The organism is Lentzea sp. NPDC092896, assembly GCF_044754905.1.
In the GTDB taxonomy this organism is placed as follows: domain Bacteria; phylum Actinomycetota; class Actinomycetes; order Mycobacteriales; family Pseudonocardiaceae; genus Lentzea.
The window spans coordinates 157,183-180,426 of sequence record NZ_JBIVPX010000009.1; the positions used below are offsets into that span (position 1 = coordinate 157,183).

A 23,244-nucleotide genomic window follows, 5' to 3' on the forward strand; every position below is an offset into this window, starting at 1 on the left:
ATGAACGACCACGTGATCGTCGTCGGCCTCGGGTTCGGCGACGAGGGCAAGGGGGCCACCGTCGACGCGCTGTGCGCCGACGGGTCGGTGTCGGCGGTCGTGCGGTTCAACGGGGGAGCGCAGGCCGCGCACAACGTGGTCGTCGACGGGCGGCACCACACGTTCAGCCAGTTCGGGTCCGGCACGCTCGCGGGCGTGCCGACCTGGCTCTCCCGCCACGTGCTCGTCGAACCGATCGCGCTGGCGACCGAGTCACGGGAACTGGAGGCGCTCGGCGTCGCCGACCCGCTCTCGCTGATGTCGATCGACGCGCAGGCGCTGCTCACCACCCCGTTTCACGTGGCCGCGAACCGGGCCCGCGAGAACGCCAGGGGCAAGGATCGCCACGGCTCGTGCGGCAAGGGAATCGGGGAGACCGTCTGGTACGGGCTGCTGGAGGGGGCGACCAGGGGAGTGGTCGTCGAGGGGCAGGAGGTCATCGGCGAACCGGGTTCAGCCCCGGCCGTCGGTGACTGCCTCGACCCCACCACGTTGCGGCGCAAGCTGGACGCGCTCGCCAGGTTCTACGAGCCGTTGATCGGCGACGTCATCAGCGTGGACGAACTGGTCATGCTCTACCGCTCGTTCGCGGACGCCGTCCGGATCACGACCGATGACTTCGGACGACTCGCGGACACCGGAAGGCTCGTTTTCGAGGGCGCACAAGGCGTTCTCCTGGACGAGACCTACGGCTTCCACCCGCACACGACCTGGTCCACCACCACGCCACGCAACGCGAAAGCGCTGCTCGGCGGCCGAAAAGCCCGCGTCATCGGCGTGACCAGGACCTACCAGACACGGCACGGCGCGGGCCCGCTGCCGACCGAGGACCAGGCCGTCCTCGACCGGTTCCCCGAGGCCCACAACGGCACCGGGGAGTTCCAGGGCGCGTGGCGGGCCGGCCACCTGGACGCGAACCTGTTGCGCTACTCCGTCGATTGCTGTGGGGGTATCGACGGCTTGGCCGTGACACATCTGGACGCTCGTGGCCTGAGGGTGGCCACGGGTGAGGGCCTGGACGACCTGCCCGATCCCGTGGCTTACCTGGAGGAGTTGCTCGATGTCGACGTGCTCGTCACCGGCGCGGGGCCGGCCAGGGCGGACTACGTGGTGCGGGACAATCCACGACATGATCGAGTCGACGTTGGTGTCGGTGGACGTGATCGTGCTCCGGTTTGATCCCGAAGCACGTGCGGTGCTCGTGGGGGTGGCGTCGCGCGCGCAGGCGCCGTTCGCAGGCGAGTTGGCACTGCCCGGCGTGCTGCTGGGCAGGGGTGAGCGGCTGCGCGACGCGACCACGAGGGCCGTCACGGGCAAACTGGGCCTCGCCGGGGAGTCCGTGACGGCGACCGGTCAGCTCGCCACGTTCGACGAGCCTTCCCGTGACCCGCGCGGCCCGACGTTGTCGATCGCGCTGTGGGCCACGGTGACCAGGCCGACCGGTGACGTGGCGGTCTGGAGCCGGTTCGACGCCGTGCCCGCGCTGGCCTTCGACCACGACCGGATCGTCGCCGACTGCCGGCCGTTGCTGGCGGACAAGCTCTGGCGGGACGTGCCGTTCACCGCGGGTCTGCTCGGACCCGAGTTCACGACGGCGCAGGCGCTCGACGTGACCGAGTCCCTGACCGGCGACCGGCCCTACCCCGCCAACCTGGGCCGCACGATGGATCGCGTGCCCGGCCTCGAACGCACCAGCCAGCACGCGTCGGCGCTGCCCAAGGGAGGCCGTCCGCCGCTGGTGTGGAGGTTCAGCGCAGGGGGAGCTCAGGCTTGAAGAGCCAGCGGGTGAGCAGGTCCCGGTGCCCGGCGAGCGCGAGGAAGTCCTCGGTCGTCACCGCGCCGTGCCGGTTGCGGGCACACCACTCCCGCAGCAACGCGAAGAACGAGTCGTCGCCCATCTCGCGCCGCAGGACGTGCAACGTCAAAGCCCCGCGCTGGTAGACCCGGTCGTCGAACCAGTCGGCACGCGGTGGCCGTCCGATCACGAGGTTCTGCGGCAACCGTCGCAGCAGATCCCGTGCGCCGGCAGCACAAGCGTCGGCGGAACGGCGACCGGACGCCTCGGACCACAACCATTCCGAGTAGCAGGCGAAGCCCTCGTTCAGCCAGATGTGCTCCCACGCGGCGATCCCGACCGAGTTGCCGAACCACTGGTGCGCCAGTTCGTGCGCCACCAGCCGTTCCGAACCCCGGCGCCCGTCGACGTGGTTGGCGCCGAACGTCGAAAGCCCTTGAGCCTCAACGGGAACGTCCAGCGCGTCATCGGTCACCACGACCGAGTAACGCGCGAACGGGTAAGGCCCGAACAGCGACGAGAACAGCTCGATCATGGCTTTCTGCCGGCCGAAGTCGTGCGCGACGAGCCTGCGCAACCGGGCCGGTGCCCACACGTCCGGCAGCGCCTCGACGTACTGTCCGATCTGGACGGTCGCGAGATAGGTCGCCATCGGCGCGGCCATCGAGTACGTCCACCGCGTGGTGCTGCCGGAGACCTTGCCGTCCACCAGAACTCCGTTGCACACCACCGTGTACGGCGAGGGCGCGACCACTTCCAGGTGGTACGAGGCCTTGGAGGACGGCTCGTCGAGGCACGGGAACCACGACGGCGCACCGATCGGCTGCGACGCCACGATCGAGCCGTCGGTGAGCTGGTCCCAGCCCAGGTCGCCCCACTCCGGCGTCGAGACCGGCACGGGCGTGCCCGAGTACCGGACCTCGACCGTGAAGGCTCCGCGCACGGCCGCGCGGATGTTCAGCACACCGCCCGCATGTCCGTATCGCGCCGGCTTGCCGTTCACCAGCACCTTCGAGATCCGCAGTGGACCGAAGGACAGCGAGAACGACGACAGCGAGGTGCAGGAAGCCTGCAGCACCGCGCGCCCGGACAGGCGCGCGGAGTGCGGCTTGTAGTCAAGCTCTAGTGCGTAATGATGTACGGAGAAGCTCATGTCCACGCGGAGATCGGGTTGCCCAGCCAACGGGTTCCCGACGGTACATCCTCTCCGCGCATGACGAGCGAGGCGGGTCCGATCGTGGTGTGAGCGCCGACGGACGCGCCGGGAAGCACGATGCCGTGCGGACCCAAAGTAGCGCCCGCCGCGAGGGAAACCCTGTCCATGCGCAGGATCCGGTCGTGGAACAGGTGCGTCTGCACGACGCAGCCGCGGTTCACCGACGCGCCGGCACCCAGCGACACCAGGTCCGCCTCGGGCAGCCAGTACGACTCGCACCACACGCCACGGCCGACCGACGCGCCCAGCGAGCGCAGCCACAGGTTCATCAGCGGCGTGCCACCGGAGAACCCGATCAGCCACGGCACCGCGAGCACCTCGACGAACGTGTCCGCGAGCTCGTTGCGCCACACGAAAGCCGACCACAGCGGGTACTCACGCACCTTGAAGCGGCCCACGAGCGTCCACTTGGCGACGACGGCGACCAGGCACGCGGCCACACCGGCGCCCAGCAGCACGACGCCGGACGACCAGAGTCCGAACTCCTTCAACGCGAACAGCACCAGCACGACGAGAGCCACGTTCAGCATCACCGGGACGAACCGGCACAGCTCGACCAGCGCCCGCGCCCACATCAACCGCTTGGGCGGGTTGAACGTGCGCGACTGGTCCGACACCTCGGCGGCGCGCGGCAGCTTCATCGGCGGCATGCCCAGGTACGACGACCCGGCCTTGGCCCGCTTCGGAGCCGCCGACAGCACGCCGACGAGCCCGCCCTTCGGCACGTTGCGGCCAGGCGCGGTCATGCCCGAATTGCCCAGGAACGCCCGCTTGCCCACACGGGCCGTGGCGATCCGCAGCCAGCCACCGCCGAGCTCGTACGTCGCGACCATCGTGTCGTCGGCCAGGAACGCCCCGTCGCCCACGCGGGTCATCTTCGGCAGCGCGACCACGGTGGACGCCTCGACGTTGCGGCCGACCTTCATGCCGAGCAGCCGCAGCCACACCGGCGTGAACAGCGACGCGTACAGCGGGAACAGGGCCGTGCGCGCGTTGTTCATCAACCGCTCGGTCGTCCACGCCGCCCACGCCACACGGCTGTGCACGGCGTAGTAGCCCTCACGCATGCCGATGCCCAGCAGACGCACGGCGACCAGCACGATCAGCGCGTACGAGCCGAACCAGATCGCGGAGGCGACCGGCACGTCCCACAGCGCCGAAGTCAGGGAAACGGGCCTGCGCAGCACGTAGAGCAGGGCCGGAGCGGCCGCCAGCAGCGGCAGCACGGCCAGCAGGCCGGACGAGACGCCGTACATCATGTTCCAGAAGCGCGACCGCGTGGGACGACGCGACGGGAACGAGCGCGACGCCTTGCCCTCACGGGTGGCGGGCACGCCTGACCAGCGCTGACCGGTCGGCACGGACCTGACGACACCCGAACCGGGCGCCACCTCGGCCTTCTTGCCGATCCGCGCGCCGGGGAACAGCGTGCTGCGCGCACCGACGGTCGCGCCGGCGCCGATCCGGATGCGGCCGATCCGCAGCCTGTCGCCGTCCAGCCACCAGCCGGACAGGTCGACCTCGGGTTCGACGGCGGCGCCGCGCCCGACCTTCAGCATGCCGGTGACCGGCGGCAACGAGTGCAGGTCGACGCCGGGGCCGATCTTCGCGCCCAACGCCCGCGCGTAGTGCGTGACCCAGGAGCCGGAAAGCTCGGTGGCGCGCGACATCTGCGCCAGCATCTCGGCGGTCCACAGTCGCAGGTGCACGGAACCGCCGCGCGGGTACTCGCCGGGCTTCACGCCGCGCAGCAGCAACCGCGCGCCGCCGGCGGAGATCGCCAGCCGTCCGGCGGGGCTCAGGAACACCACGAATCCCGCGGCGACCCACCACCACGACACGGAGGTCCAGCCCAGCACGTTCGACAACGCCGTCAGCCCCACGACCCAGCGCGCGCCGGAGATCGTGAGCAGCGGGATCATCAGCAGCGTCTGCACGACGCCGGTCCAGCGCGGCGTCGGCGCGACCTCGCGCACCTCAGCGGTGGAGCCGTACGACTCCAGGCGGCGGGCCAGCTTGTACAGCGTCGGGTTCTGGTAGACGTCCTGCACCGATGTGCTCGGGTACCGCGTGCGGATCATCGAGACGAGCTGCGCGGCGCCCAGCGAGCTACCGCCGGACGAGAAGAAGTTCGCGCCTTCGGAGGCCGGTCCGGAGCCGAGCACGGCGGCCCACTGCTCCGCGAGCCAGCCTTCGAGACCGGAGAACACCACGCCCGCGGTGTCCATCGACGCCAGCGGCCACGGCAGCGCGGCGCGGTCGACCTTGCCGGACGTGCGCGTCGGCAGCGTCTCGACGACGGCGATCAACGGGACGAGCGCGGCAGGCAGTTCGCCGCGCAACTGCTCGACGGCGGCGTCCTGGTCGAACTCGCCGTCGACCACCACGTAGCCGACGAGGATCTGGTTGCCGCCACGGGTCGTGCGCACGGCAGCGGCGGCACCGGCGATACCGGGCAGCGCGGCCAGCGCCGCGTCCACCTCGCCGAGCTCGATCCGGCGGCCGCCGAGCTTGATCTGCTCGTCCGCGCGGCCGAGGAAGACGAGGCCTTCCGGCTCGGCGCGGACCATGTCACCGCTGCGGTACGCGCGGTCCCAGCCCATCGAGGGCAGCGGCGCGTACTTCTCCGCGTCCTTGGCCTCGTCCAGGTAGCGAGCGAGGCCGACGCCGCCGATCACCAGTTCGCCGGACTCGCCCATCGGCACGACCTCACCGGCCGCGTCGACGACGACGAGTTCCCAGCCGTCGAGCGGCAGGCCGATGCGCACGGGGCCGGTGCCGTCCATCCGCGCGGCGCAGGCGACGACGGTCGCTTCCGTCGGCCCGTAGGTGTTCCAGACCTCGCGGCCGTCCACGGCGAGCCGCTCGGCCAGTTCCGGCGGGCAGGCCTCGCCGCCGAAGATCAGCAGCCGCACGTCGTCCAGCGCCTCGACGGGCCACAGCGCGGCCAGCGTCGGAACCGTGGACACGACGGTGATCTCCTGCTCGACCAGCCACGGGCCCAGGTCCATGCCGGTGCGCACCAGCGAGCGCGGCGCGGGCACCAGGCAGGCGCCGTAACGCCACGCGAGCCACATCTCCTCGCAGGAGGCGTCGAACGCGACGGAGAGCCCGGCGAGAACGCGGTCCTCCGGCCCGATCGGCTCGTCCCGCAGGAACAGCCGCGCCTCGGCGTCCACGAACGCGGCGGCGTTGCGGTGCGTCACGGCGACGCCCTTGGGCTTACCGGTCGAACCGGACGTGAAGATGATCCACGCGTCGTTGTCCAGACCGGGTTCGCCGGGCACGCCGAGCGTGGTGCCGTGCGGCACAAGGGATCGGCCCTCGCCGAGCACGGCACTCACTTGTGCCTCACCGAAAACGAGTTCGGCGCGCTCGTCGGGGTCCTCGAAGTCGACGGGCACGTAGGCCGCGCCGGCGGCGAGGGTCGCCAGGATCGAGACGTAGAGGTCGACGGTCCCGGACGGCACGCGAACGCCGACCCGGTCGCCGACCCCGACGCCTTCCGCGTTGAGCTTTTCGGACAGTTCCTGAACTTCGGTGATCAGTGCGCGGTACGTCAGCGCGGTGGTGCCGTCGTCGACGGCCAGCGCGTTCGGGTGCTTCTCGGCACTCGCGCGCAGGATGTCCAGGAGGGTGCGCGGTGTGGGCGCCTCGCCTGCGGTGAACATCGATCGAAGGACAACGGGTTCAGCCGCGATCGTCACGTCAGCGTCACTTCTCACCCTCTCGGCAACTGGTAGCTGAGCAACTTTACAGTGTTGTAACCATTTACCTCTCGCCGGAGTACGCGTCCTCACAGGTGACCTCAGTCACCGCAACACTTTCGAGTGACTTCTTTGCGTTGTGGCGGGCCAGGTTCCACTCCCGCCAGTCCTGCTCGACGGTGCGATTCTTCATCCACCGCAAGGCACACGAGCGTTCGTGCGCGGGCAACCGGACCAACGCCGGCACCGCGTCCTCGGACAACTGCGACAGGTAGTACGTGTCGATCTTCTGCGTCGCCTCGAACCGCGACACGTTGTAGTCGGCGACCACCCGTTCGGGGTTCATCGCCACCACCGCGAGGAAGAAGGCCGTGCCGGTACCGACGATCGCCTTCGGCAACCAGTTGGCGCGCAACGAGATCCCGCTCGCGATCACCATCAGGTACACCACCGCCAGCCACACCTCGCAGGACGCGACGAGCAGCCGCAACACCGTCCACCCGTACGCCTGCTGGTAGAACCACATGCGGCTCAAGGCACTCGCCACGATGACCAGTGTCAGAACAGCCAGTGAACCGAGCAACACCCGCAGCCACAACTGTTCCCGCGCCGTCTTCTTCACGGCGAACCGGGCGACACCGGCGATTACGCCGAGCGTGAGAATGGTGACCCACAGCAGCTGCCAGAAGCCGGTCCGCGCGTACTCGGCGAACGTCACGCCCGCCGTCTTCATCACGTAGGCCTCGCCACCGAACAGAACCGCGAGCTGCGTCCCCACGAACCCGGTGAACAGCAACACGAGCACGCCGACCGGCAGCCCGTAGTCCTTGAGCCGCAACGTCCCGGGCTTGCCCTCGGCGTCCTCGTTGATCTGCGGAGGCGCCGCCACGAGGTAGCAGGCCCCCAGAGCACCAAGCGCCGCAACGACTCCGTAGAACGCCTTCTGCACGTAGGCGCCGATTTCGAGGTCCGGCACCAGGCCTTCGAGGAAGTCGTTGAACCCCTTGTCCGCCCCGGCCAGCAACGACCCGAACACCAGCAACAACACCAACGCCACACCAACGGACACGAACGGCCGGATCCCGACCGGCCCCGCCCTGCGGAACCCCTTGGCCACCCACGGAATGGACCGCAGCCCGCCCAGCCCCACGCCCACAGCGCCGAACACGAGCCCCTTGACCGTCTTGCCGCCGGCCATCGCGATCGACCCGCACAACATCGACGCCATCAGGCTGAGCGGGAACACCCACTCCGCGGCTCGCAGGAAGCCCATCGCGAGGAACGCCAGCGCACCGGCCAGCCATAGCGCGCGCTCTACGGTGGGCTTGCCCGCGTAGAACAGCACCCCGCCGACGCCCGCCAGCCCGGCGAGGAACCAGCCGATGCCGTTGTTCGGCACGGCGAGGAACGCACCGGCCAGGCCCGCGATCAGGCCCGCGACCAGGGCTTTGCTGGGCGCGCCGGTCGTGGGTGGACGCCACCAGGGCAGGAACGGCAGGCCCGGGGTGGCCATGGCGGCCGTTGCGGCGGGGTAGCGGGGCGGGCCCTGCCACGGGGAGGGCGGGGGCAGGGTGGCGGTGACGACCTGCGCGGGCTGGGTGGGCGGAGTGGGCTGGGCAGCCTCGGCAGGCTTCTCGCTCACCGGCCGCGCCGCCTCGCCGGAACTCCTGCCCGCCGGCCGCGCTGCCTCGGCCTCCTGCCCAGCCTCCTCAGGCTCCGGCGAGCCCCCAGCACCCGCCGGCTCCCCACCCCCGGCGACGGGCCGATACCCGACCTTCCGGATGTTCCGATACTTCGGCCGCCGAGCGGCCTTCTCCCCAGGCGTCTCGGACGAGTCAGCCGAAGGCGTCGAGTCAGAGTCAGTCATGTCTCTCTCCCAAGCCCGGAAACGGGCGTGCTTCACCGTCACACCGCCCAGCGGTGCGAACGAGGTCAGGCGAAAAGTCAGCTGGAAAGCGTCAGCGAGGCAAAGTCACCCGGATGCACGACCCGGGATCCACCACGGCGATCGTCCCGCCGTGCAGGTCCACCACCCACCGGGCGATGGCGAGCCCGAGCCCGGTCCCGCCACCGCCCGCCCTCTCCCCTCGGGTGAACCTCTCGAAGATCCGCGACCGCTCGGCCGGCGCGATCCCCGGCCCTTCGTCCCGAACCTCCAGCACCACAGAACTCGAAGAGCAATGACCCGAAACGGACACCAACCCCCCGGTGGGTCCGTGCCGGGCAGCGTTGTCCACCAGGTTCACCAACACCTGGTGCAACCGCTCCCCATCAGCGAAAACAGTAAGATCCCCGGCAACGTCGATCGAGAACGAGGCAGCGGGGGCCGCCACCGCGGCCTCGGCCACCACATCAGCCACCAGGGACGACACCGACAACGTCTCCCGCTTCAGCGACAGCACCCCGGCATCGATCTTCGACAGGTCCAGCAACTCGGTCACGAGCCGGCCCAGCCGTTCGGTCTGCGCCAACGCGGTCCGCATCGTCGCGGCATCGGCCGACGCCACCCCGTCGACCACGTTCTCCAACACCGCCTGCAGGGCGGAGATCGGTGTCCGCAGCTCATGCGACACGTTCGCGATCAACTCCCGCCGCTGCTGGTCGGCGGCGGCGAGGTCGGCGGCCATCACCGTGAACGCCTCGGCGAGCTGCCCGACCTCGTCAGAAGACGTCGCGCGGACCGACCGCGAGTAGTCCCCGGAAGCCATCGACCGAGCGGCGGAAGTCATCTCCCGCAACGGCGAAGTCATGCCGTGCGCGAGCAACTGCGAGGTCAGCAGCCCCAGCACAAGAGCGATCAGCGTCGTCCGAGGCGGCAACCACCCGGTCACGTAACGGAAGTACGCGAACGACACACACCCGGACACCACGATCACGATCCCGAGCTTGAGCTTGATCGACCGCACCGAGTCCAACGGACGCGGCAACAGGTCCAGCAGATCCAGCAACCGCTTCACGAAGACACCTTCCGCTGAGGTATCTCCAGCGCGTACCCCACCCCGTGCACGGTCCGGATCAGGTCGGCGCCGAGCTTGCGCCGCAACGCCTTCACGTGCGAGTCGACCGTCCGCGACGACGCCCCCTCGTGCCACCCGCAAGCCTCCGCCAGCAACCGCTCCCTGGCCTGCACGGCGGACGGCCGCTCAGCGAGGAACACCAGCAGGTCGTACTCGGTGGGCGTCAGATGAGCCTCGACCCCGGAACGGGACACCCGCCGCGAGGACAGGTCGATCAGCAGATCCCCGAGCTCCAGCGACTGCGACGACACCGCCCGCGACACCCGGCGAAGCAGCACGTGCACCCGTGCCGCCAGTTCGCGCATCGAGAACGGCTTCGTCAGGTAGTCGTCGGCCCCCACGGCGAGCCCGACCAGCAGATCGGTCTCGTCCCCCCGCGCGGTCAGCATCAGCACCGGCACCGAACGCGACGCCTGGATCCGCCGGCACACCTCGAGCCCGTCGAACCCCGGCAGCATCACGTCCAGAACCACCAGGTCAGGCACGAAGGACGCGGCCATCGCCACTCCAGAGGGCCCGTCATGAGCCACCGCCACCACGAAGCCCTCCGCACGCAGCCGCACGGCCACGGACTCGGCGATCGTGATGTCGTCCTCCACGACGAGCACCCTGCGCTGACCTGTCATGCCGGCGACTTTATGGGTATGTCGTGGAGGACGCCGGGACAAGTTGTGAAGATCGTGTGCAGACCCGAGATGTAGGTTCGCACCATGAACGTCCTCGAAGCGGTCCTGGAGAGGATCACGTACGCCAACGAGGACAACGGCTACACCGTCGCCAAGGTCGACACCGGCCGAGGTGACCTGGTCACGGTCGTCGGCGCGCTGCTCGGCGCGCAGCCCGGCGAGTCGATCCGCATGCGCGGCACCTGGGGCTCGCACCCGCAGTACGGCAAGCAGTTCCTCGTTGACGACTACACGACGATCCTGCCCGCGACGATCCAGGGCATCCGCCGCTACCTCGGCTCCGGCCTGATCAAGGGCATCGGCCCGGTGCTCGCGGACAAGATCGTCACCCACTTCGGCGTCGACGCCCTGGACGTCATCGAGAACGAGCCGCACAGACTCATCGAGGTCCCGAAGCTCGGCCCGAAGCGCACCAAGCTCATCGCGGACGCGTGGGAGGAGCAGAAGGCCATCAAGGAGGTCATGGTCTTCCTGCAGGGCGTCGGCGTCTCCACGAGCCTCGCCGTCCGCGTCTACAAGCAGTACGCGGACAAGGCCATCGACGTCGTGAAGAACGAGCCGTACCGCCTGGCCAGCGACGTCTGGGGGATCGGCTTCAAGACCGCCGACGTCATCGCGAAGGCCGTCGGCATCCCGCACGACAGCCCGCAACGCGTGAAAGCCGGCCTGCAGTTCACGCTCTCCGAGGCCACCACGAACGGCAACTGCTACCTGCCGGAACAGGCCCTGATCGCCGAGGCCATCAAGATCCTCCAGGTCGACACCGGCCTGGTCATCGACTGCCTCGCCGAACTGGTCGAGGAAGAGGGCGTCGTCAGGGAGGAACTGCCGGACGACGAGATCGCCGTCTACCTGATCCCGTTCCACCGCGCGGAGATCTCGATGGCCGCGCAGCTCAAACGCCTGCTGCACGCCGACAGCGACCGCATGCCGAGCTTCGCCACCGTGAACTGGGACAAGGCCCTCGCCTGGCTGGGCACCGACCTCGAAGAACACCAGTCGGCGGCGGTGAAGCTCGCCCTCACGCAGAAGGTCGCCGTGCTGACCGGCGGCCCCGGCTGCGGCAAGAGCTTCACGGTCCGCTCGATCGTCCGGCTGGCCAAGGCGAAGGGGGCCAAGATCGTCCTGGCCGCCCCCACCGGACGTGCCGCGAAGCGCCTCACCGAGCTGACCGGCCACGAGGCCCGCACCGTCCACCGCCTGCTCGAACTCAAGCCCGGCGGCGACGCGGCGTTCGACCGCGACCGCCCGCTCGACGCCGACCTCGTGGTCGTGGACGAGGCCTCGATGCTGGACCTGTTGCTGGCCAACAAACTCGTGAAGGCCGTCCCGCCCGGCGCCCACCTGCTGCTCGTGGGCGACGTCGACCAGCTGCCGTCCGTCGGCGCGGGCGAGGTGCTCAGGGACGTGCTGGCGCAGGGAAGCCCGATCCCGAACGTCCGCCTGACGCACATCTTCCGCCAGGCCCAGGAGTCCGGCGTCGTCACGAACGCCCACCGCATCAACAGCGGTGACTACCCGGTCGTCCAGGGAATGCCGGACTTCTTCCTGTTCAGCACCGACGAGGCCGAGGAAGCCGCGACGCTGACCGTCGACGTCGTCGCGAACCGCATCCCGCGCAAGTTCCGCCTCGACCCGCGCAGGGACATCCAGGTGCTCGCCCCGATGCACCGCGGCCCGGCCGGCGCGGGCGCGCTCAACACCGTGCTCCAGGAGGCCCTGACGCCGTCGAAGGACGGCCTGCCGGAGAAACGCTTCGGCGGCAGGGTGTTCAAGCTCGGCGACAAGGTCACCCAGATCCGCAACAACTACGACAAGGGCAAGAACGGCGTGTTCAACGGCACCCTCGGCGTCGTCATCGCGCTGGACCCGGTCGAGCAGAAGCTGACCATCCGCACCGACGAGGACGAGGAAGTCGACTACGAGTTCTCCGAGTTGGACGAGCTCAGTCACGCCTACGCCATGACCATCCACCGCTCACAGGGCAGCGAGTACCCGTGCGTGGTCATCCCGATCACGACCAGCGCGTGGATGATGCTGCAACGCAACCTGCTCTACACCGCCGTCACGCGCGCGAAGAAGCTCGTGGTGCTCGTGGGCAGCAAACGAGCCATCGGCCAGGCTGTGCGAACGGTGGGGGCGGGCCGCCGCCACACGGCATTGGCCCACCGCCTCCGCACTACACAGACGTCAGGTAGTCGGTGATCAGCCGCGCCCACGGCATCGCGGACTCCAGCGCGATCGCGTGACCGCAGGCGATGTCGGAGTACTTCGATCCGGGGACGAGGTCCGAGACCTCCTTGCCCAGCTCCCGCGACAGCAGCTGGTCACCGGACGCGCCGATCACCAGCGTCGGCTGCGTGATCTGCGGCAACAGGTCGGTCAGGTCGATCTTCAGGATCAGGTCGACGTGCGCGGGGGAGCCCGTCGGCACGCTGGCGCCGATCAGCTCGGCGAAGCCCTCCGCCTGCGCGGGCGTGAGCCGGGCCAGGTACTCCCTGCTGCACATCACCGAAAGGATGAACCTCGACAGCACCGAGCGGGACCCGTCGAGCAGCGACTTCCACTCGTCGATCTTGGCCTTGGTCGCGGCGTCGATCTTCGTGAACGGAGCGCTCAGGACCAGCCCGCGCACCCGGTCCGGATGCCGCACGGCCGCCGTGGCGGCGACCGCGCAGCCCATCGAGTAGCCGGACACGAAGAACGACTCGTGCCCGGCCTTGACCGCGACGTCCACCAGGTCGTCGGCGAGCTTCTCCAGGTCGAGAGCCCCCGAGGCCTTCGGTGAACCGCCAGAGCCCGGCAGGTCCGGCGCGATGACGGTGAAGTACTGGGTCAGGGTTCCGAGGATCGGTCCGTAGTTGGCCTGGATGCTGCCGCCCGCGCCGTGCACGAGCAGGAGAGCCGGGCCGGTGCCCTTGACGACGGTGGACAGGCCGGTCATGGGGAACCCCCGAGTTTTGTCAGTCCATGCTGCGGACGATGGTCGGCTCCAGCCCCTCGTCGTCGTCCGCGAGAGAACCGCGCCAGGGGAAGTCCAGAAGGGAGATCTCAGCGACACCGTCGTTGTACAGATGATCCATGGCTTGCGCTCCCGTTTCTTCCGGTGGCTGGGTGTCTGCGAACCTCGCTGTTCGTCGAGTCGGTTTCGGCCGTGAAAGCACAATAACCGCTGCGATGCTGGGTGAAATCCTATTGATTTTCGTCACAGCGCGCCAAGTGGGCGCTTTCTCCGTCCCAAGAACCGGACGGTAATCATCCGGTCGGTCGAACGGACTGGCGGTGATCAGCGGAACGGTCGATCATCGTTGATCATGAGGACCGCCGTCGCCCTGTTCGCCTGCCTGGCCCTGTTGCTGAGTCCCGCGCCGGCGCCCGCGGAAGGTCCACAAGCGACATACGTGCTGCGTGTGCCGGCGCCCAAGGGTGATTCTGCCCAACGGTTGTTGCGCCTCGGTTACGACGTGTTGGAACAGCGTGACGGCGACGACCTGTTCGTCGTCGGCGACCCGCGGACCTCGCAGAAGCTCCGCGCGGACGGCTTCCCGTCCACGGTCGAGACGGCGATGCCCCCGTCCCAACGGTCGCCGCGCTCCCTCGCGGACACGACTTATTACGGCGGCTATCGCACCATCACCGCGCAGTTCGCTCACCTGGACGAAGTCGCTCAGGCGCACCCCGATCTCGCCACGGTCGTCGACTACGGCGACTCCTGGCGCAAGACCCAGGGCGGCGGCGGACATGACCTGAAAGCCCTCTGCATAACGCGGAAAAGCGCAGGTGACTGCGCATTGTCGCCTACCGCTCCGAAGCCGCGCCTGTTCGTGATGGGCCAGCTCCACGCACGTGAAATCACCACCGGCGACATGGCGTGGCGTTTCATCGACGACCTGGTCGGCTCGGATCTCACCGCGATGCTCTCCGACCTGGAGGTCTGGGTCGTCCCGATCGCCAACCCGGACGGCGTCGAGATCGTGGAGTCCGGCGGCGACTCGCCCGTCCTGCAGCGCAAGAACGCCAACGGCACCTGCACCTCGGGCTCCCGCGGCGTGGACCTCAACCGCAACGCCGGCTCGCACTGGGGCGAGGTCGGCTCGTCCACGAACAAGTGCAGCGAGACCTACCGCGGCACGCGCGCAGACTCAGAGGTCGAGGTCCAGGCCCTGGAATCGCTGTGGCGCAAGCTCTACCGCGACACCCGCGCACCCGGCGACACCGCGGCCGCCTCCGCCGACACCACCGGCGCCGTGATCTCCATGCACAGCTACGGCGACTACGTGCTCTTCCCGTGGGGCTGGAGCACGCAGAAGACCGGCAACGACGCGGCCCTGCGCAAGATGGCGGACGAGCAGGCCGCGCTGTCCGGCTTCACCGCGGGCCAGCCGGGCGAGGTCCTCTACAACGCGTCCGGCGCGACCGACGACTGGGTGTACGACGACCTGGGCGTGCCGAGTTTCGTCTGGGAGATCGGCGCCAGTTCCGGCAGGTGCGGTGGCTTCCTGCCGCCGTTTTCGTGCCAGAAGGACGTGCATTGGCCGAAAGTGCGTCCCATGTTCGTTTCGGCCATGAAAGCAGCAAAACAACCGTACTGACGCTGAACGGAGCAGGGGACACCCCTAGGGCACCCGTACGACTGAAGGTGGATGCGGGCTGACGCCGCACCTCGACATGGTGTGAGCATGGGGATTCGATTGGTAGCCACAGTCACCGCGACGAGCCTGCTGGCGCTGACCACCGCGGGCATCGCGTCGGCGGACACGGCGTCGGCGGACACGTCGTCGGCGGACACGTCGAGCGTCGACCGCAAGGTCGTCCAGCAGGCCTTGGACCAGATCACGCAGAGCGGAGCGGCTCTGGGCGTGCAGGCCAGGGTCACGGACGGGCGGCAGCGCTTCACCGCCAGTTCCGGCAAGGCCGAACTGGACGGCAACCGGCCGGTGCCGGAGAACGGCAGGTTCCGCGTCGGCAGCATCACCAAGACGTTCGTGTCGACGGTGACGCTGCAACTCGCCGGTGAGGGGAAGGTCGACCTGGACGCGCCGGTCGTCCGCTACCTGCCCGGCCTGATCGACGGCCGCATCACCGTGCGCCAGGTCCTGCAGCACACGAGCGGACTCTTCAACTACACCAACGCGTTGCCGCTCAACCCGGACGAGTTCGAGCAGATCCGCTACAAGAGCTGGACGCCGCAGGAGCTTCTCGCGGTCTCGACGTCCAAGCCGCTCGACTTCGAACCCGGCACGCAGTGGAGCTACTCCAACACCAACTACGTCGTCGCCGGACTGCTGGTCGAGAAGATCACCGGCAAGCCGTACGAGAAGGCCGTCGAGCAGCGGATCCTGAAGCCGTTGCACCTCAACGACACCGAGCTGCCCGGCGACAAGGCCGGCATCAGCGGCCCGCACGCGCGCGCCTACTACACCGTCAAGGGCCAGCCGACCGAGATCACCCGCATGAACCCGTCGGTCGCCTGGGCCGCCGGTGAGATGATCTCCACGACCCGCGACCTGGACACGTTCATCACGGCGTTGTCGAGCGGCAAGCTGCTCAAGCCCGCACAGCAGCAGGAGATCAGCAAGACCACGGCCGTGAGTCCCGAGTACGGCCTCGGCCTCCAGGTCGAGACCCTGCCGTGCGGCACCAAGGTGTGGGGCCACGGCGGCGGCATCCCCGGCTACTCGTCGCAGCTGCTGACGACGCCGGACAGCAAGAAGCGCTTCGAGCTCAACGCCACCAGCGGCCCCACCGAGGGCAACCCCGGTGACGCCTTCAACAAGCTCCTCACCGAGGTCTTCTGCTGATCATGAGACTGGTAGCCGCACTCACCGCTGCCACCCTGCTCGCCACGGCCGGTGTCGCCTCAGCGGCACCGGCCCGGCAGGGGGCCGTGCAGGAGATCATCGACCAGCTCACGAAGTCCGGTGGCGCACTGGGCATCCAGGCGCGGATCAACGGGCGTGACACCGTCCGTTCCGGCGTCGCCGAGTTGGGCTCTCGCAAACCCGTGCCGCACAACGGGACCTTCCGCATCGGCAGCGTCACGAAGCCGTTCGTGTCGACCGTGGTGCTGCAACTCGCGGGGGAGGGGAAGCTCGAACTGGACGCGCCGGTGTCGCGCCACCTGGCCGGCCTGGTCGACGACCGCATCACCGTCCGCCAGCTGTTGCAGCACACCAGCGGCCTCTACAACTACACGGACGCCTTGCCGCTCGACCCCGCGGGCTTCCCGTCGGTCCGCTTCAAGAGCTGGACGCCGCAGGAGCTTCTCGCGGTCTCGACGTCCAAGCCGCTCGACTTCGAACCCGGCACGCAATGGAGCTACTCCAACACCAACTACGTCGTCGCCGGACTGCTCGTCGAGAAGATCACCGGCAGGCCGTTCCAGCAGGCGGTCGAGCAGCGGATCCTGAAGCCGTTGCGGCTCAACGACACCGTGCTGCCGAGGAACTCGGTTGAGGTGCCGGGCCCGCACGCGCACGGCTACTACCCCGATGCGTCGGGCAAGCCCGTGGACGTCACACGGCTCAACCCGTCGTGGGGCTGGGCGGCGGGGGAGATGATCTCGACGACCCGCGACCTGGACACGTTCCTGACAGCACTGCTGGCCGGGAAGATGCTCAAACCCTTGCAGCAGAAGGAACTGACGAAGACTTCGGTGGTGAGCCCCGACTACGGCCTGGGCCTCGCGGTCGCGTCCTTGCCCTGCGGCACGACGATCTACGGCCACGACGGCCAGATCCACGGCTACGGGACGATGATGGTCGGCACGCCGAACGGCAAGCGCCTCGAACTGTCGCTCACCGAGGCGGCCGACGGCGCGAGCCCTGGTGACGGCTACCGCAGACTGCTGGACCAGGTGTTCTGCTGATTTTCGGGCAAAACAAAAGGGGAGCTGAGTTGACCCAGCTCCCCTCCCGGCGTTTAGAAGAACTAGTTGAGACCGCTCTTCATCGCTTTGACGAGCTCACCGTTCGAGGTGTCTCCGGACATCTCCCAGAAGAAGGCGCCACCGAGACCCTGGGTCTTCGCGTAACCCATCTTGCCGGTGATGGTGGACGGGGTGTCGTAGCTCCACCACTGGTCACCACACTTGGCGTAAGCGGTACCCGCGACCGTGCCCGTTGCGGGGCACTGCGTCTTGAGCACGTTGTAGTTCTGGTTGCCCGGCTCGATGCCCGGCGCGGGGCCGGTCGCCGTGCCGCCAGGAGCGTCCTGCGTCACGCCGGACCAGCCGCGGCCGTAGAAGCCGATGCCGAGCAGGAGCTTGCTGGACGGAACGCCCTTGCCCTTCAGCTTCTGGATCGCCGCGTCCGAGTAGAAGCCGGCGGTCGGGATGCCGTTGTAGGACGTCAGCGGGGAGTGCGGAGCCGTGGGGCCCTGCGCCGCCCAGGAACCGAAGTAGTCGTACGTCATGACGTTGTACCAGTTGACGTACTGCGCCGCGCCACTGTAGTTGGCAGCGTCGATCTTGCCGCCGTTGGTGCCGTCAGCCGTGATCGCCGAGGTGACGAGGTAGTTCTGACCGAACTTGTCGCGCAGCGCCTTCATCAACCGCGGGTACGCCTCCGTGCCGCTGGCGTCACAGCTCAAGCCACAGGCGTTGGGGTACTCCCAGTCGATGTCGATGCCGTCGAACAGGCTCGCCCAACGCGGGTCCTCGAGCAGGTTGTAGCAGGAGTTCGCGAAGTCGCGCGCGGTGTTTTCGTCCCGAGCGGCGGCACCGAAGCCACCGGACCAGGTCCAGCCACCGAAGGAGTAGAGGATCTTGATGTGCGGGTACTTCTTCTTCAGCTTGATCAGCTGGTTGAAGGCACCGCGCACCGGCGCGTCCCACACGTCAGCGACGCCGTCGACCGACTCGGCCGCCGTGTACGACTTCTCGATCGCCGGGAACGACTCACCGATGACGCACTGCCCGTTCGTCACGTTGCCGAACGAGTAGTTGATGTGCGTGATGTTGGCTGCCGTGCCGGACGTGTCGATGTTCTTCGGCAGGTAGTTGCGCGCGGGGTAGGTGCCCCACTCGGTGAAGTAGCCGAGGTTGATCTTGCCACCGGGCTGCGGACCACCGGTCGTGGTCGTCGTAGTGGTGGTCGTGGTGGTGGTAGTCGTCGTGGTCGACGTCGTGGTGGTGGTCGTCGGGTTGGTCCCGCCGGCCTCACACGAGCCACCGTTGAGCTTGCAGTTGGTCGGCGCACCGAACGCGCCGGTGTAGGAGCCGTTGAAGCCGAAGCTCGCCGACCCGCCGACACCGATGCTGCCGTTCCAGGTGTTCTTGACCGTGACGGTCTGGCCGCTCGTCGTGTACGAGCCGTCCCACAGCGAGGTGACCTTGTGGTTGGCGGGGAGCGTGAACTCGACGGTCCACGACGTCAGGGCCGCCGCGCTGTTGTTCTTGATCGTGTACTTGCCCTCGAAGCCAGTTCCCCAGTCAGAACCCTTGGAGAACGTGGCGGAAACGCCACCGGCGCCGCTAGCAGCGGGCACGACGACGATTCCGAGGACCATCGCGGCGACAGCCGCGAAGAGAGCAGCTAGATGCCATCGGAACTTGGACATCGGTCTCCTCAGTCGCAGGGGGTACCGGAACGATGTGGTTTAGACCACTCGAAGGTCAAGGTCTAGACCTCTGCCGTCACTCGAATGGAGCAGTCCGAAAACGGTTTAGGTGCCCTGGATGTCCGGTCTCTGTCTAGTTGGTTAACCATTGGCGGGGTTCCGAGACGAACTCGCTTCGCACCTGACTTCGTTCCATGCCAAAGTGTTTCTCCGCTGCCGCATCGATCCAGACGGGCGCGACGACCTGCTCGCCACAGTCGGCGCGAAGTTCGCACCTTCGGGTCAAACCGACTGGTCCGCCGAGCGTCACCCCCGCCCGTTCCCAACGATGAGGACGTGAACCTCACCGTTCCTGAACAGGCAAAACGCACACCCCGCCTCGATGCGGTCCAGGCTGCCGTCGCCGACCTGCGCGCAGGCCGCCCGGTGATCGTCGTCGATGACGAGGACCGCGAGAACGAAGGCGACCTGATCATGGCCGCCGAGCACGCCACCCCGCAGGCGCTGGCGTTCTACGTGCGGCACACGAGTGGCCTGATCTGCGCGCCGGTGGCCCCCGAGGTGGCCGACCGGATGCGCCTGCCGTTGATGGTCCAGGACAACGAGGACCCCGAAGGCACGGCCTACACGGTCTCCGTCGACGCCAAGAGCGGCATCGAGTCCGGCATCTCCGCCGCCGACCGCGCCCGCACCCTGCGCGTCCTCGCCGATCCGGCGAGCACCCCGCAGGACGTCCGCCGGCCCGGCCACGTGTTTCCATTGCGTGCCAGGGCAGGCGGGCTCACCGAACGGCGCGGGCACACCGAGGCCGCCGTCGAACTGATGCGGCTGGCCGGGTTCGCACCGGTCGCGGTGATCAGCGAGGTCTGCGACGAGGACGGCAGTGTCGCGCGGTTGCCGCAGCTCAGGGCGTTCGCGGACCAGAACGGGCTGAAGCTCGTGTCCATCGAGCAGCTCGCGGCGTTCGTACCGGAGGGCGTGGTGACGCGATGACGCTGCTGGCGACCGTCTTCGACCTCGACGAGACCCTCGTCGACAGCGCCGCGACGTGGAACCAGGTGATCGGCGCCGTCGCGGCCCGCCACGACCACCACTGGACCTCCACCGACTGGACGGCGATCCAGGGCACGAGCACGGCGAACTGGAGTGCCTACCTCGCCGAACGGTGCCACGGCCTCACACCGGAGCGTGCGGCGTCGGAGTGTGTGGACGGCATGGTGGACGCGATCGCGCGCGGCACGTTCGGGATGCTGCCCGGCGCGGCCGAGCTTGTCGCCCTGGCCGCCGAGCTCGGGCCGGTCGGGCTGGTGTCGGCGTCGCCGCGGCGATACGTCAGGGCCGCCGCGTCGGCGTCCGGACTGCGCAGGCACGTCGAGGCGATCGTGACGGGCGACGACGTCCAGAACGGCAAGCCCGCGCCCGACCCGTACCTGCTCGCGGCGCGCAAGCTCGGCCTCGACCCCGTGAACGTCCTCGCGATCGAGGACTCGGCGTCGGGCATCCGCTCCGCGCACGCGGCGGGGATGACCGTGCTCGCGATTCCCAACGCCACCGCGGCTCGTGACGCCGACGTGCTGAAGCTGGCAGCCTGCACGGCGTCCGACGCCCGTGTCGCGGCCAAGGAGATCTGCCGGCTGTGGGTGAACGTGTACGCGCTCAGCCGATAGCGCGTTCCGCACCCCAGGCCGCGATGTCCTCGCGGCTCTGCAGCCCGAGCTTGTCGCGCAGGCGCTGCAGCCGCGAGGCCACCGTCCGCAGCGACACGTTCAGCCGGTTCGCGATCTGCTGGTTCGTCAGTCCCGTGGCGAGCAACGCGATCACGCGCCGTTCGTGGTCGTCCAGCGAGTCGAACGCGGCCTCCGTGCGATCGAGCCACACCTCGTCCTGGATGAACGCCTCGGTCTCCGCGGCGGTCAACGGCGTAGAGGCCGCCTCTGCGCGCGCGACGGACAGCATCAGCCGTGCGGTGCGCATGGCCACGGCGACCTTCTCCGCCCAGAACGGGTTCGGCACCACGCCGACAGACCGCCTGAGCGCGCGTCCCGTTGCTTCGATCCGTAGCGCGCGCTCAGCCTGACCACGCGTCACGGCGACCACGGCGAGGCCTTCCAGGGCGTCCGGGGCGGTCAACGGGTTGATGCCGTCCATCCGCAACGCCTCCTGGAAGGCGTGCGTGGCCTCGTCCAGGTCGCCCTGCACCAACGCGACGGCGCCGCGTGTGGTCAGTGCGGAGGCAATGCGCGCAGGCATGCCCGACGCGCGCGAGATCGGCAACGCCTTCATGACGTTCTTCTCGGCGCGTTCGTGCTTGCCCAACGACAACGCCGTGCGCGCGAGGTCCACCAAGCACGCCGCGCGGGCGAGAGGCTCGCCCAGCAGTTCCGCGACCCGCAGGCACTCGGTGCTGTTCGCGTTCGACGCCTCCCACTCGCCGGACGACTGCTGCACCGCCGCCAGCGTGCTGCGACAGCTCATCGCCAAGGCCGTCGCGCTGGCCGGCACCAGCCGCGACGCCTCGCTGGAGAGTTCGACGGCCTCGTCGTGGTCGCCCTGCTCGGCCGCGAACCGCGCGGCGTGGTTGAGGGCCACGCACCGGTAGTCGTCCCTTGTGGACGGTCGCCGCAGTGCGTCCCGCAGCAGCACGCGCGCCTGGCCGAGCCGTCCGCGCCGGGCCGCGCAGTCGGCCAGTGAAGAAGTCAGCAGCAACAACCGTTCGTCACCACGATCCGCCGCCCACTCGACCGTGCCGAGCAGGCTGTCGACGTGGTTGTCGAGCTTGAGCTGCACGTCAGCGGGCACCGACAGCGGCGCGGTGATCAGCACGTCCGACAGGTCGGTGAACCAGCGGGCCAGCGCCTCGTAGGCCATGTCGAGCTCGCCGGCCGCCAGCAGTTTCTCCCTGGCGTGCAACCGAACCGACTCCAGCTGCCGGAACCGGGTCGTGCCGGGCACGGCCGTCAGCAACGACTTCGCCTGCAGCCGGGACAGCACGTCCAGCACGGGTTCCGCGGAGCGTTCCGACGAACAGACCTCGGTGGCCGCGGCCAGGTCGAAGCCGCCGTCGAACACCGAGAGCCGCCGCAACGCGAACTGCTCGTCCGGTTGCAGCAGCTGGTAGCTCCAGTCGATGGCCTCACGCAACGAACTCTGGCGCGACGGCGACTTGCGGCAGCCCAGCGTCAGCAGTTCCAGCGGCTCGTCCATGCGGTCGCAGATGTCCGCGACCGGCAACACCTGCACCCACCGCGCGGCCAGTTCGATCGCGAGCGGCATGCCCTCGAGCCGTGCGCACAACAACGCGACCGCGGCGGTGTTGTCGACGGTCAGCCGGAAGTCGGGCTTGCGTTCGCGGGCCCGGTCCACGAAGAGCTTCACGGCCTCGGAACGCGGCGCCGCCGTCGTGACCAGGTCTCGATCCGTTGAGGGAACAGGTAAGCCCTCGACGTGGAAGCTGACCTCGCCGGTGATCCACAGGGCTTCGCGCGACGTCGCGAGCACCCGCACGCCGGGACAGCGGTTCAGCAGCGTGTCGGTGAGTTCGGCGCACGTGTCGAGGAGGTGTTCGCAGTTGTCGAGGACTACGACCGCCTTCATGTTCTTCAGCGTCTCGACCACGGTGTCGCGCAACGGTTCGTCGGTCTCCGCGGCCACTCCGAGCGCGTCGGCGAGGGCCGGCACGACGTCTCGGGAAGCGGTGATCTCGCCCAGCGCGACGAGCAGGACCCGGTCCGTTCGCCCACGCCGCAGCCGTCCCGCGGCCTCCAGCGCGAGCCTCGTCTTGCCCGCACCCGCACTGCCCACGAGTGTAACGAGACGATGCCTGCGCAACAGCTGGTCGAGTTTCGACAGCTCTTGCTGACGGCCGATGAACGTGTCACGCGCCGCGGGCAGGTTCGAGAGGACGCGCAGGTTCTGCCTGGTGGGAGGCGTTGTCGTGGAAACGGTGGCACGGCGGCGATACGCCCGTTGGCGGCATGCGTTGGAGCAATAGGACCTGCGTTGCTCGGAGGTGGCGGGAGGCATCGTTCCGTCGCACAGTGCGCAACGTCCGTTGCTGCTCATGAGTCCCTCTCCTCAAGCCGTAACGGCCGGCTGTTCCTGTCTCGGTCTGATGTTCGCGCAGGTCGTAAGTGGTGGGCCGTTATGTGCAACCCGTTACGCCTCCGTGCGCGCGAGACGGTTCGCAACCTGCTCGTTATGCCTGCCTTCCTGAGTTCCTCGTTCG

16 protein-coding genes are annotated in these 23,244 nt (G+C 68.7%); 8 read left to right on the plus strand and 8 right to left on the minus strand.

Annotated features, from left to right (window positions below; all coding sequences use genetic code 11):
* Entirely contained in the window at window positions 1–1,218 is a 1,218-nt protein-coding gene (locus ACIQF0_RS35645; RefSeq protein WP_401037103.1) for an adenylosuccinate synthetase, read from the plus strand.
* Complete coding sequence (locus ACIQF0_RS35650) at window positions 1,169–1,813, plus strand: NUDIX hydrolase (protein ID WP_401037106.1); 645 nt, start codon at window positions 1,169–1,171, stop codon at window positions 1,811–1,813. Before ACIQF0_RS35645 ends, ACIQF0_RS35650 begins: the two co-directional genes overlap by 50 nt.
* Here ACIQF0_RS35650 and ACIQF0_RS35655 read toward each other — a convergent pair.
* From ACIQF0_RS35655 to ACIQF0_RS35675, 5 genes are all read right to left on the minus strand, one after another.
* On the minus strand, window positions 1,788–2,987 hold the full coding sequence (locus ACIQF0_RS35655; RefSeq protein WP_401037108.1) for a M1 family metallopeptidase: 1,200 nt from the start codon (window positions 2,985–2,987) through the stop codon (window positions 1,788–1,790). The genes ACIQF0_RS35650 and ACIQF0_RS35655 overlap by 26 nt on opposite strands.
* Entirely contained in the window at window positions 2,984–6,721 is a 3,738-nt protein-coding gene (locus ACIQF0_RS35660) for a Pls/PosA family non-ribosomal peptide synthetase (RefSeq protein WP_401037109.1), read from the minus strand. The genes ACIQF0_RS35655 and ACIQF0_RS35660 overlap by 4 nt, the downstream gene beginning before the upstream one ends.
* A 100-nt stretch (window positions 6,722–6,821) precedes the next feature.
* Window positions 6,822–8,624 carry a DUF4153 domain-containing protein gene (locus ACIQF0_RS35665; RefSeq protein ID WP_401037112.1) on the minus strand — a complete coding sequence of 601 codons (1,803 nt, stop codon included), beginning with the start codon at window positions 8,622–8,624 and terminating at the stop codon, window positions 6,822–6,824.
* 91 nt (window positions 8,625–8,715) lie between these two features.
* Window positions 8,716–9,714, minus strand: coding sequence for an ATP-binding protein (locus ACIQF0_RS35670; RefSeq protein ID WP_401037115.1), 999 nt, complete (start codon window positions 9,712–9,714; stop codon window positions 8,716–8,718).
* Window positions 9,711–10,400 (minus strand): response regulator transcription factor, encoded by a 690-nt coding sequence (locus ACIQF0_RS35675; RefSeq protein ID WP_401037118.1) that lies wholly within the window; start codon window positions 10,398–10,400, stop codon window positions 9,711–9,713. The genes ACIQF0_RS35670 and ACIQF0_RS35675 overlap by 4 nt, the downstream gene beginning before the upstream one ends.
* A gap of 84 nt (window positions 10,401–10,484) precedes the next feature.
* Here ACIQF0_RS35675 and ACIQF0_RS35680 point away from each other — a divergent pair, with 84 nt between their 5' ends.
* Window positions 10,485–12,665: an ATP-dependent RecD-like DNA helicase gene (locus ACIQF0_RS35680; protein ID WP_401037120.1), complete on the plus strand. Its 2,181-nt coding sequence runs from the start codon at window positions 10,485–10,487 to the stop codon at window positions 12,663–12,665.
* Here the strand turns inward: ACIQF0_RS35680 and ACIQF0_RS35685 are convergent.
* Window positions 12,640–13,404 (minus strand): alpha/beta fold hydrolase, encoded by a 765-nt coding sequence (locus tag ACIQF0_RS35685; RefSeq protein WP_360043700.1) that lies wholly within the window; start codon window positions 13,402–13,404, stop codon window positions 12,640–12,642. The two genes, ACIQF0_RS35680 and ACIQF0_RS35685, sit on opposite strands and share 26 nt — an antisense overlap.
* 370 nt (window positions 13,405–13,774) lie before the next feature.
* Between ACIQF0_RS35685 and ACIQF0_RS35690 the strand changes: the two genes are divergently transcribed.
* The 3 genes from ACIQF0_RS35690 to ACIQF0_RS35700 all read left to right on the plus strand — a co-directional run bounded on the left by ACIQF0_RS35690 (window position 13,775) and on the right by ACIQF0_RS35700 (window position 17,328).
* On the plus strand, window positions 13,775–15,052 hold the full coding sequence (locus ACIQF0_RS35690; RefSeq protein ID WP_401037123.1) for a M14 family zinc carboxypeptidase: 1,278 nt from the start codon (window positions 13,775–13,777) through the stop codon (window positions 15,050–15,052).
* An 87-nt stretch (window positions 15,053–15,139) separates the two neighbouring features.
* Window positions 15,140–16,261: a serine hydrolase domain-containing protein gene (locus ACIQF0_RS35695; protein WP_401037126.1), complete on the plus strand. Its 1,122-nt coding sequence runs from the start codon at window positions 15,140–15,142 to the stop codon at window positions 16,259–16,261.
* Window positions 16,262–16,263: 2 nt separating this feature from the next.
* The gene (locus tag ACIQF0_RS35700) at window positions 16,264–17,328 is read left to right on the plus strand and encodes a serine hydrolase domain-containing protein (RefSeq protein ID WP_401037127.1); all 1,065 of its coding nucleotides are present in this window, start codon (window positions 16,264–16,266) and stop codon (window positions 17,326–17,328) included.
* A gap of 62 nt (window positions 17,329–17,390) precedes the next feature.
* Here the strand turns inward: ACIQF0_RS35700 and ACIQF0_RS35705 are convergent, their stop codons facing one another.
* Entirely contained in the window at window positions 17,391–19,019 is a 1,629-nt protein-coding gene (locus ACIQF0_RS35705; RefSeq protein ID WP_401037129.1) for a glycosyl hydrolase family 18 protein, read from the minus strand.
* Window positions 19,020–19,355: 336 nt separating this feature from the next.
* Here ACIQF0_RS35705 and ribB point away from each other — a divergent pair, with 336 nt between their 5' ends.
* Both ribB and ACIQF0_RS35715 read left to right on the plus strand, forming a co-directional pair.
* Entirely contained in the window at window positions 19,356–20,012 is a 657-nt protein-coding gene (gene ribB / locus ACIQF0_RS35710; protein ID WP_401037132.1) for a 3,4-dihydroxy-2-butanone-4-phosphate synthase, read from the plus strand.
* Window positions 20,009–20,686: an HAD family phosphatase gene (locus ACIQF0_RS35715; RefSeq protein WP_360043717.1), complete on the plus strand. Its 678-nt coding sequence runs from the start codon at window positions 20,009–20,011 to the stop codon at window positions 20,684–20,686. Before ribB ends, ACIQF0_RS35715 begins: the two co-directional genes overlap by 4 nt.
* Here ACIQF0_RS35715 and ACIQF0_RS35720 read toward each other — a convergent pair.
* Entirely contained in the window at window positions 20,676–23,081 is a 2,406-nt protein-coding gene (locus tag ACIQF0_RS35720; RefSeq protein WP_360043720.1) for a LuxR C-terminal-related transcriptional regulator, read from the minus strand. The two genes, ACIQF0_RS35715 and ACIQF0_RS35720, sit on opposite strands and share 11 nt — an antisense overlap.
* Window positions 23,082–23,244 lie beyond the last annotated feature (163 nt).

Excerpts from the sequence above, each read along its gene's own strand:
- ACIQF0_RS35645 (WP_401037103.1), top strand. The coding sequence starts at position 1 with ATGAACGACCACGTGATCGTCGTCGGCCTCGGGTTCGGCGACGAGGGC.
- ACIQF0_RS35650 (WP_401037106.1), top strand. The coding sequence starts at position 1,169 with ATGATCGAGTCGACGTTGGTGTCGGTGGACGTGATCGTGCTCCGGTTT.
- ACIQF0_RS35655 (WP_401037108.1), bottom strand. The coding sequence starts at position 2,987 with ATGAGCTTCTCCGTACATCATTACGCACTAGAGCTTGACTACAAGCCG.
- ACIQF0_RS35660 (WP_401037109.1), bottom strand. The coding sequence starts at position 6,721 with ATGTTCACCGCAGGCGAGGCGCCCACACCGCGCACCCTCCTGGACATC.
- ACIQF0_RS35665 (WP_401037112.1), bottom strand. The coding sequence starts at position 8,624 with ATGACTGACTCTGACTCGACGCCTTCGGCTGACTCGTCCGAGACGCCT.
- ACIQF0_RS35675 (WP_401037118.1), bottom strand. The coding sequence starts at position 10,400 with ATGACAGGTCAGCGCAGGGTGCTCGTCGTGGAGGACGACATCACGATC.
- ACIQF0_RS35680 (WP_401037120.1), top strand. The coding sequence starts at position 10,485 with ATGAACGTCCTCGAAGCGGTCCTGGAGAGGATCACGTACGCCAACGAG.
- ACIQF0_RS35685 (WP_360043700.1), bottom strand. The coding sequence starts at position 13,404 with ATGACCGGCCTGTCCACCGTCGTCAAGGGCACCGGCCCGGCTCTCCTG.
- ACIQF0_RS35690 (WP_401037123.1), top strand. The coding sequence starts at position 13,775 with ATGAGGACCGCCGTCGCCCTGTTCGCCTGCCTGGCCCTGTTGCTGAGT.
- ACIQF0_RS35695 (WP_401037126.1), top strand. The coding sequence starts at position 15,140 with ATGGGGATTCGATTGGTAGCCACAGTCACCGCGACGAGCCTGCTGGCG.
- ACIQF0_RS35700 (WP_401037127.1), top strand. The coding sequence starts at position 16,264 with ATGAGACTGGTAGCCGCACTCACCGCTGCCACCCTGCTCGCCACGGCC.
- ACIQF0_RS35705 (WP_401037129.1), bottom strand. The coding sequence starts at position 19,019 with ATGTCCAAGTTCCGATGGCATCTAGCTGCTCTCTTCGCGGCTGTCGCC.
- ACIQF0_RS35715 (WP_360043717.1), top strand. The coding sequence starts at position 20,009 with ATGACGCTGCTGGCGACCGTCTTCGACCTCGACGAGACCCTCGTCGAC.
- ACIQF0_RS35720 (WP_360043720.1), bottom strand. The coding sequence starts at position 23,081 with ATGAGCAGCAACGGACGTTGCGCACTGTGCGACGGAACGATGCCTCCC.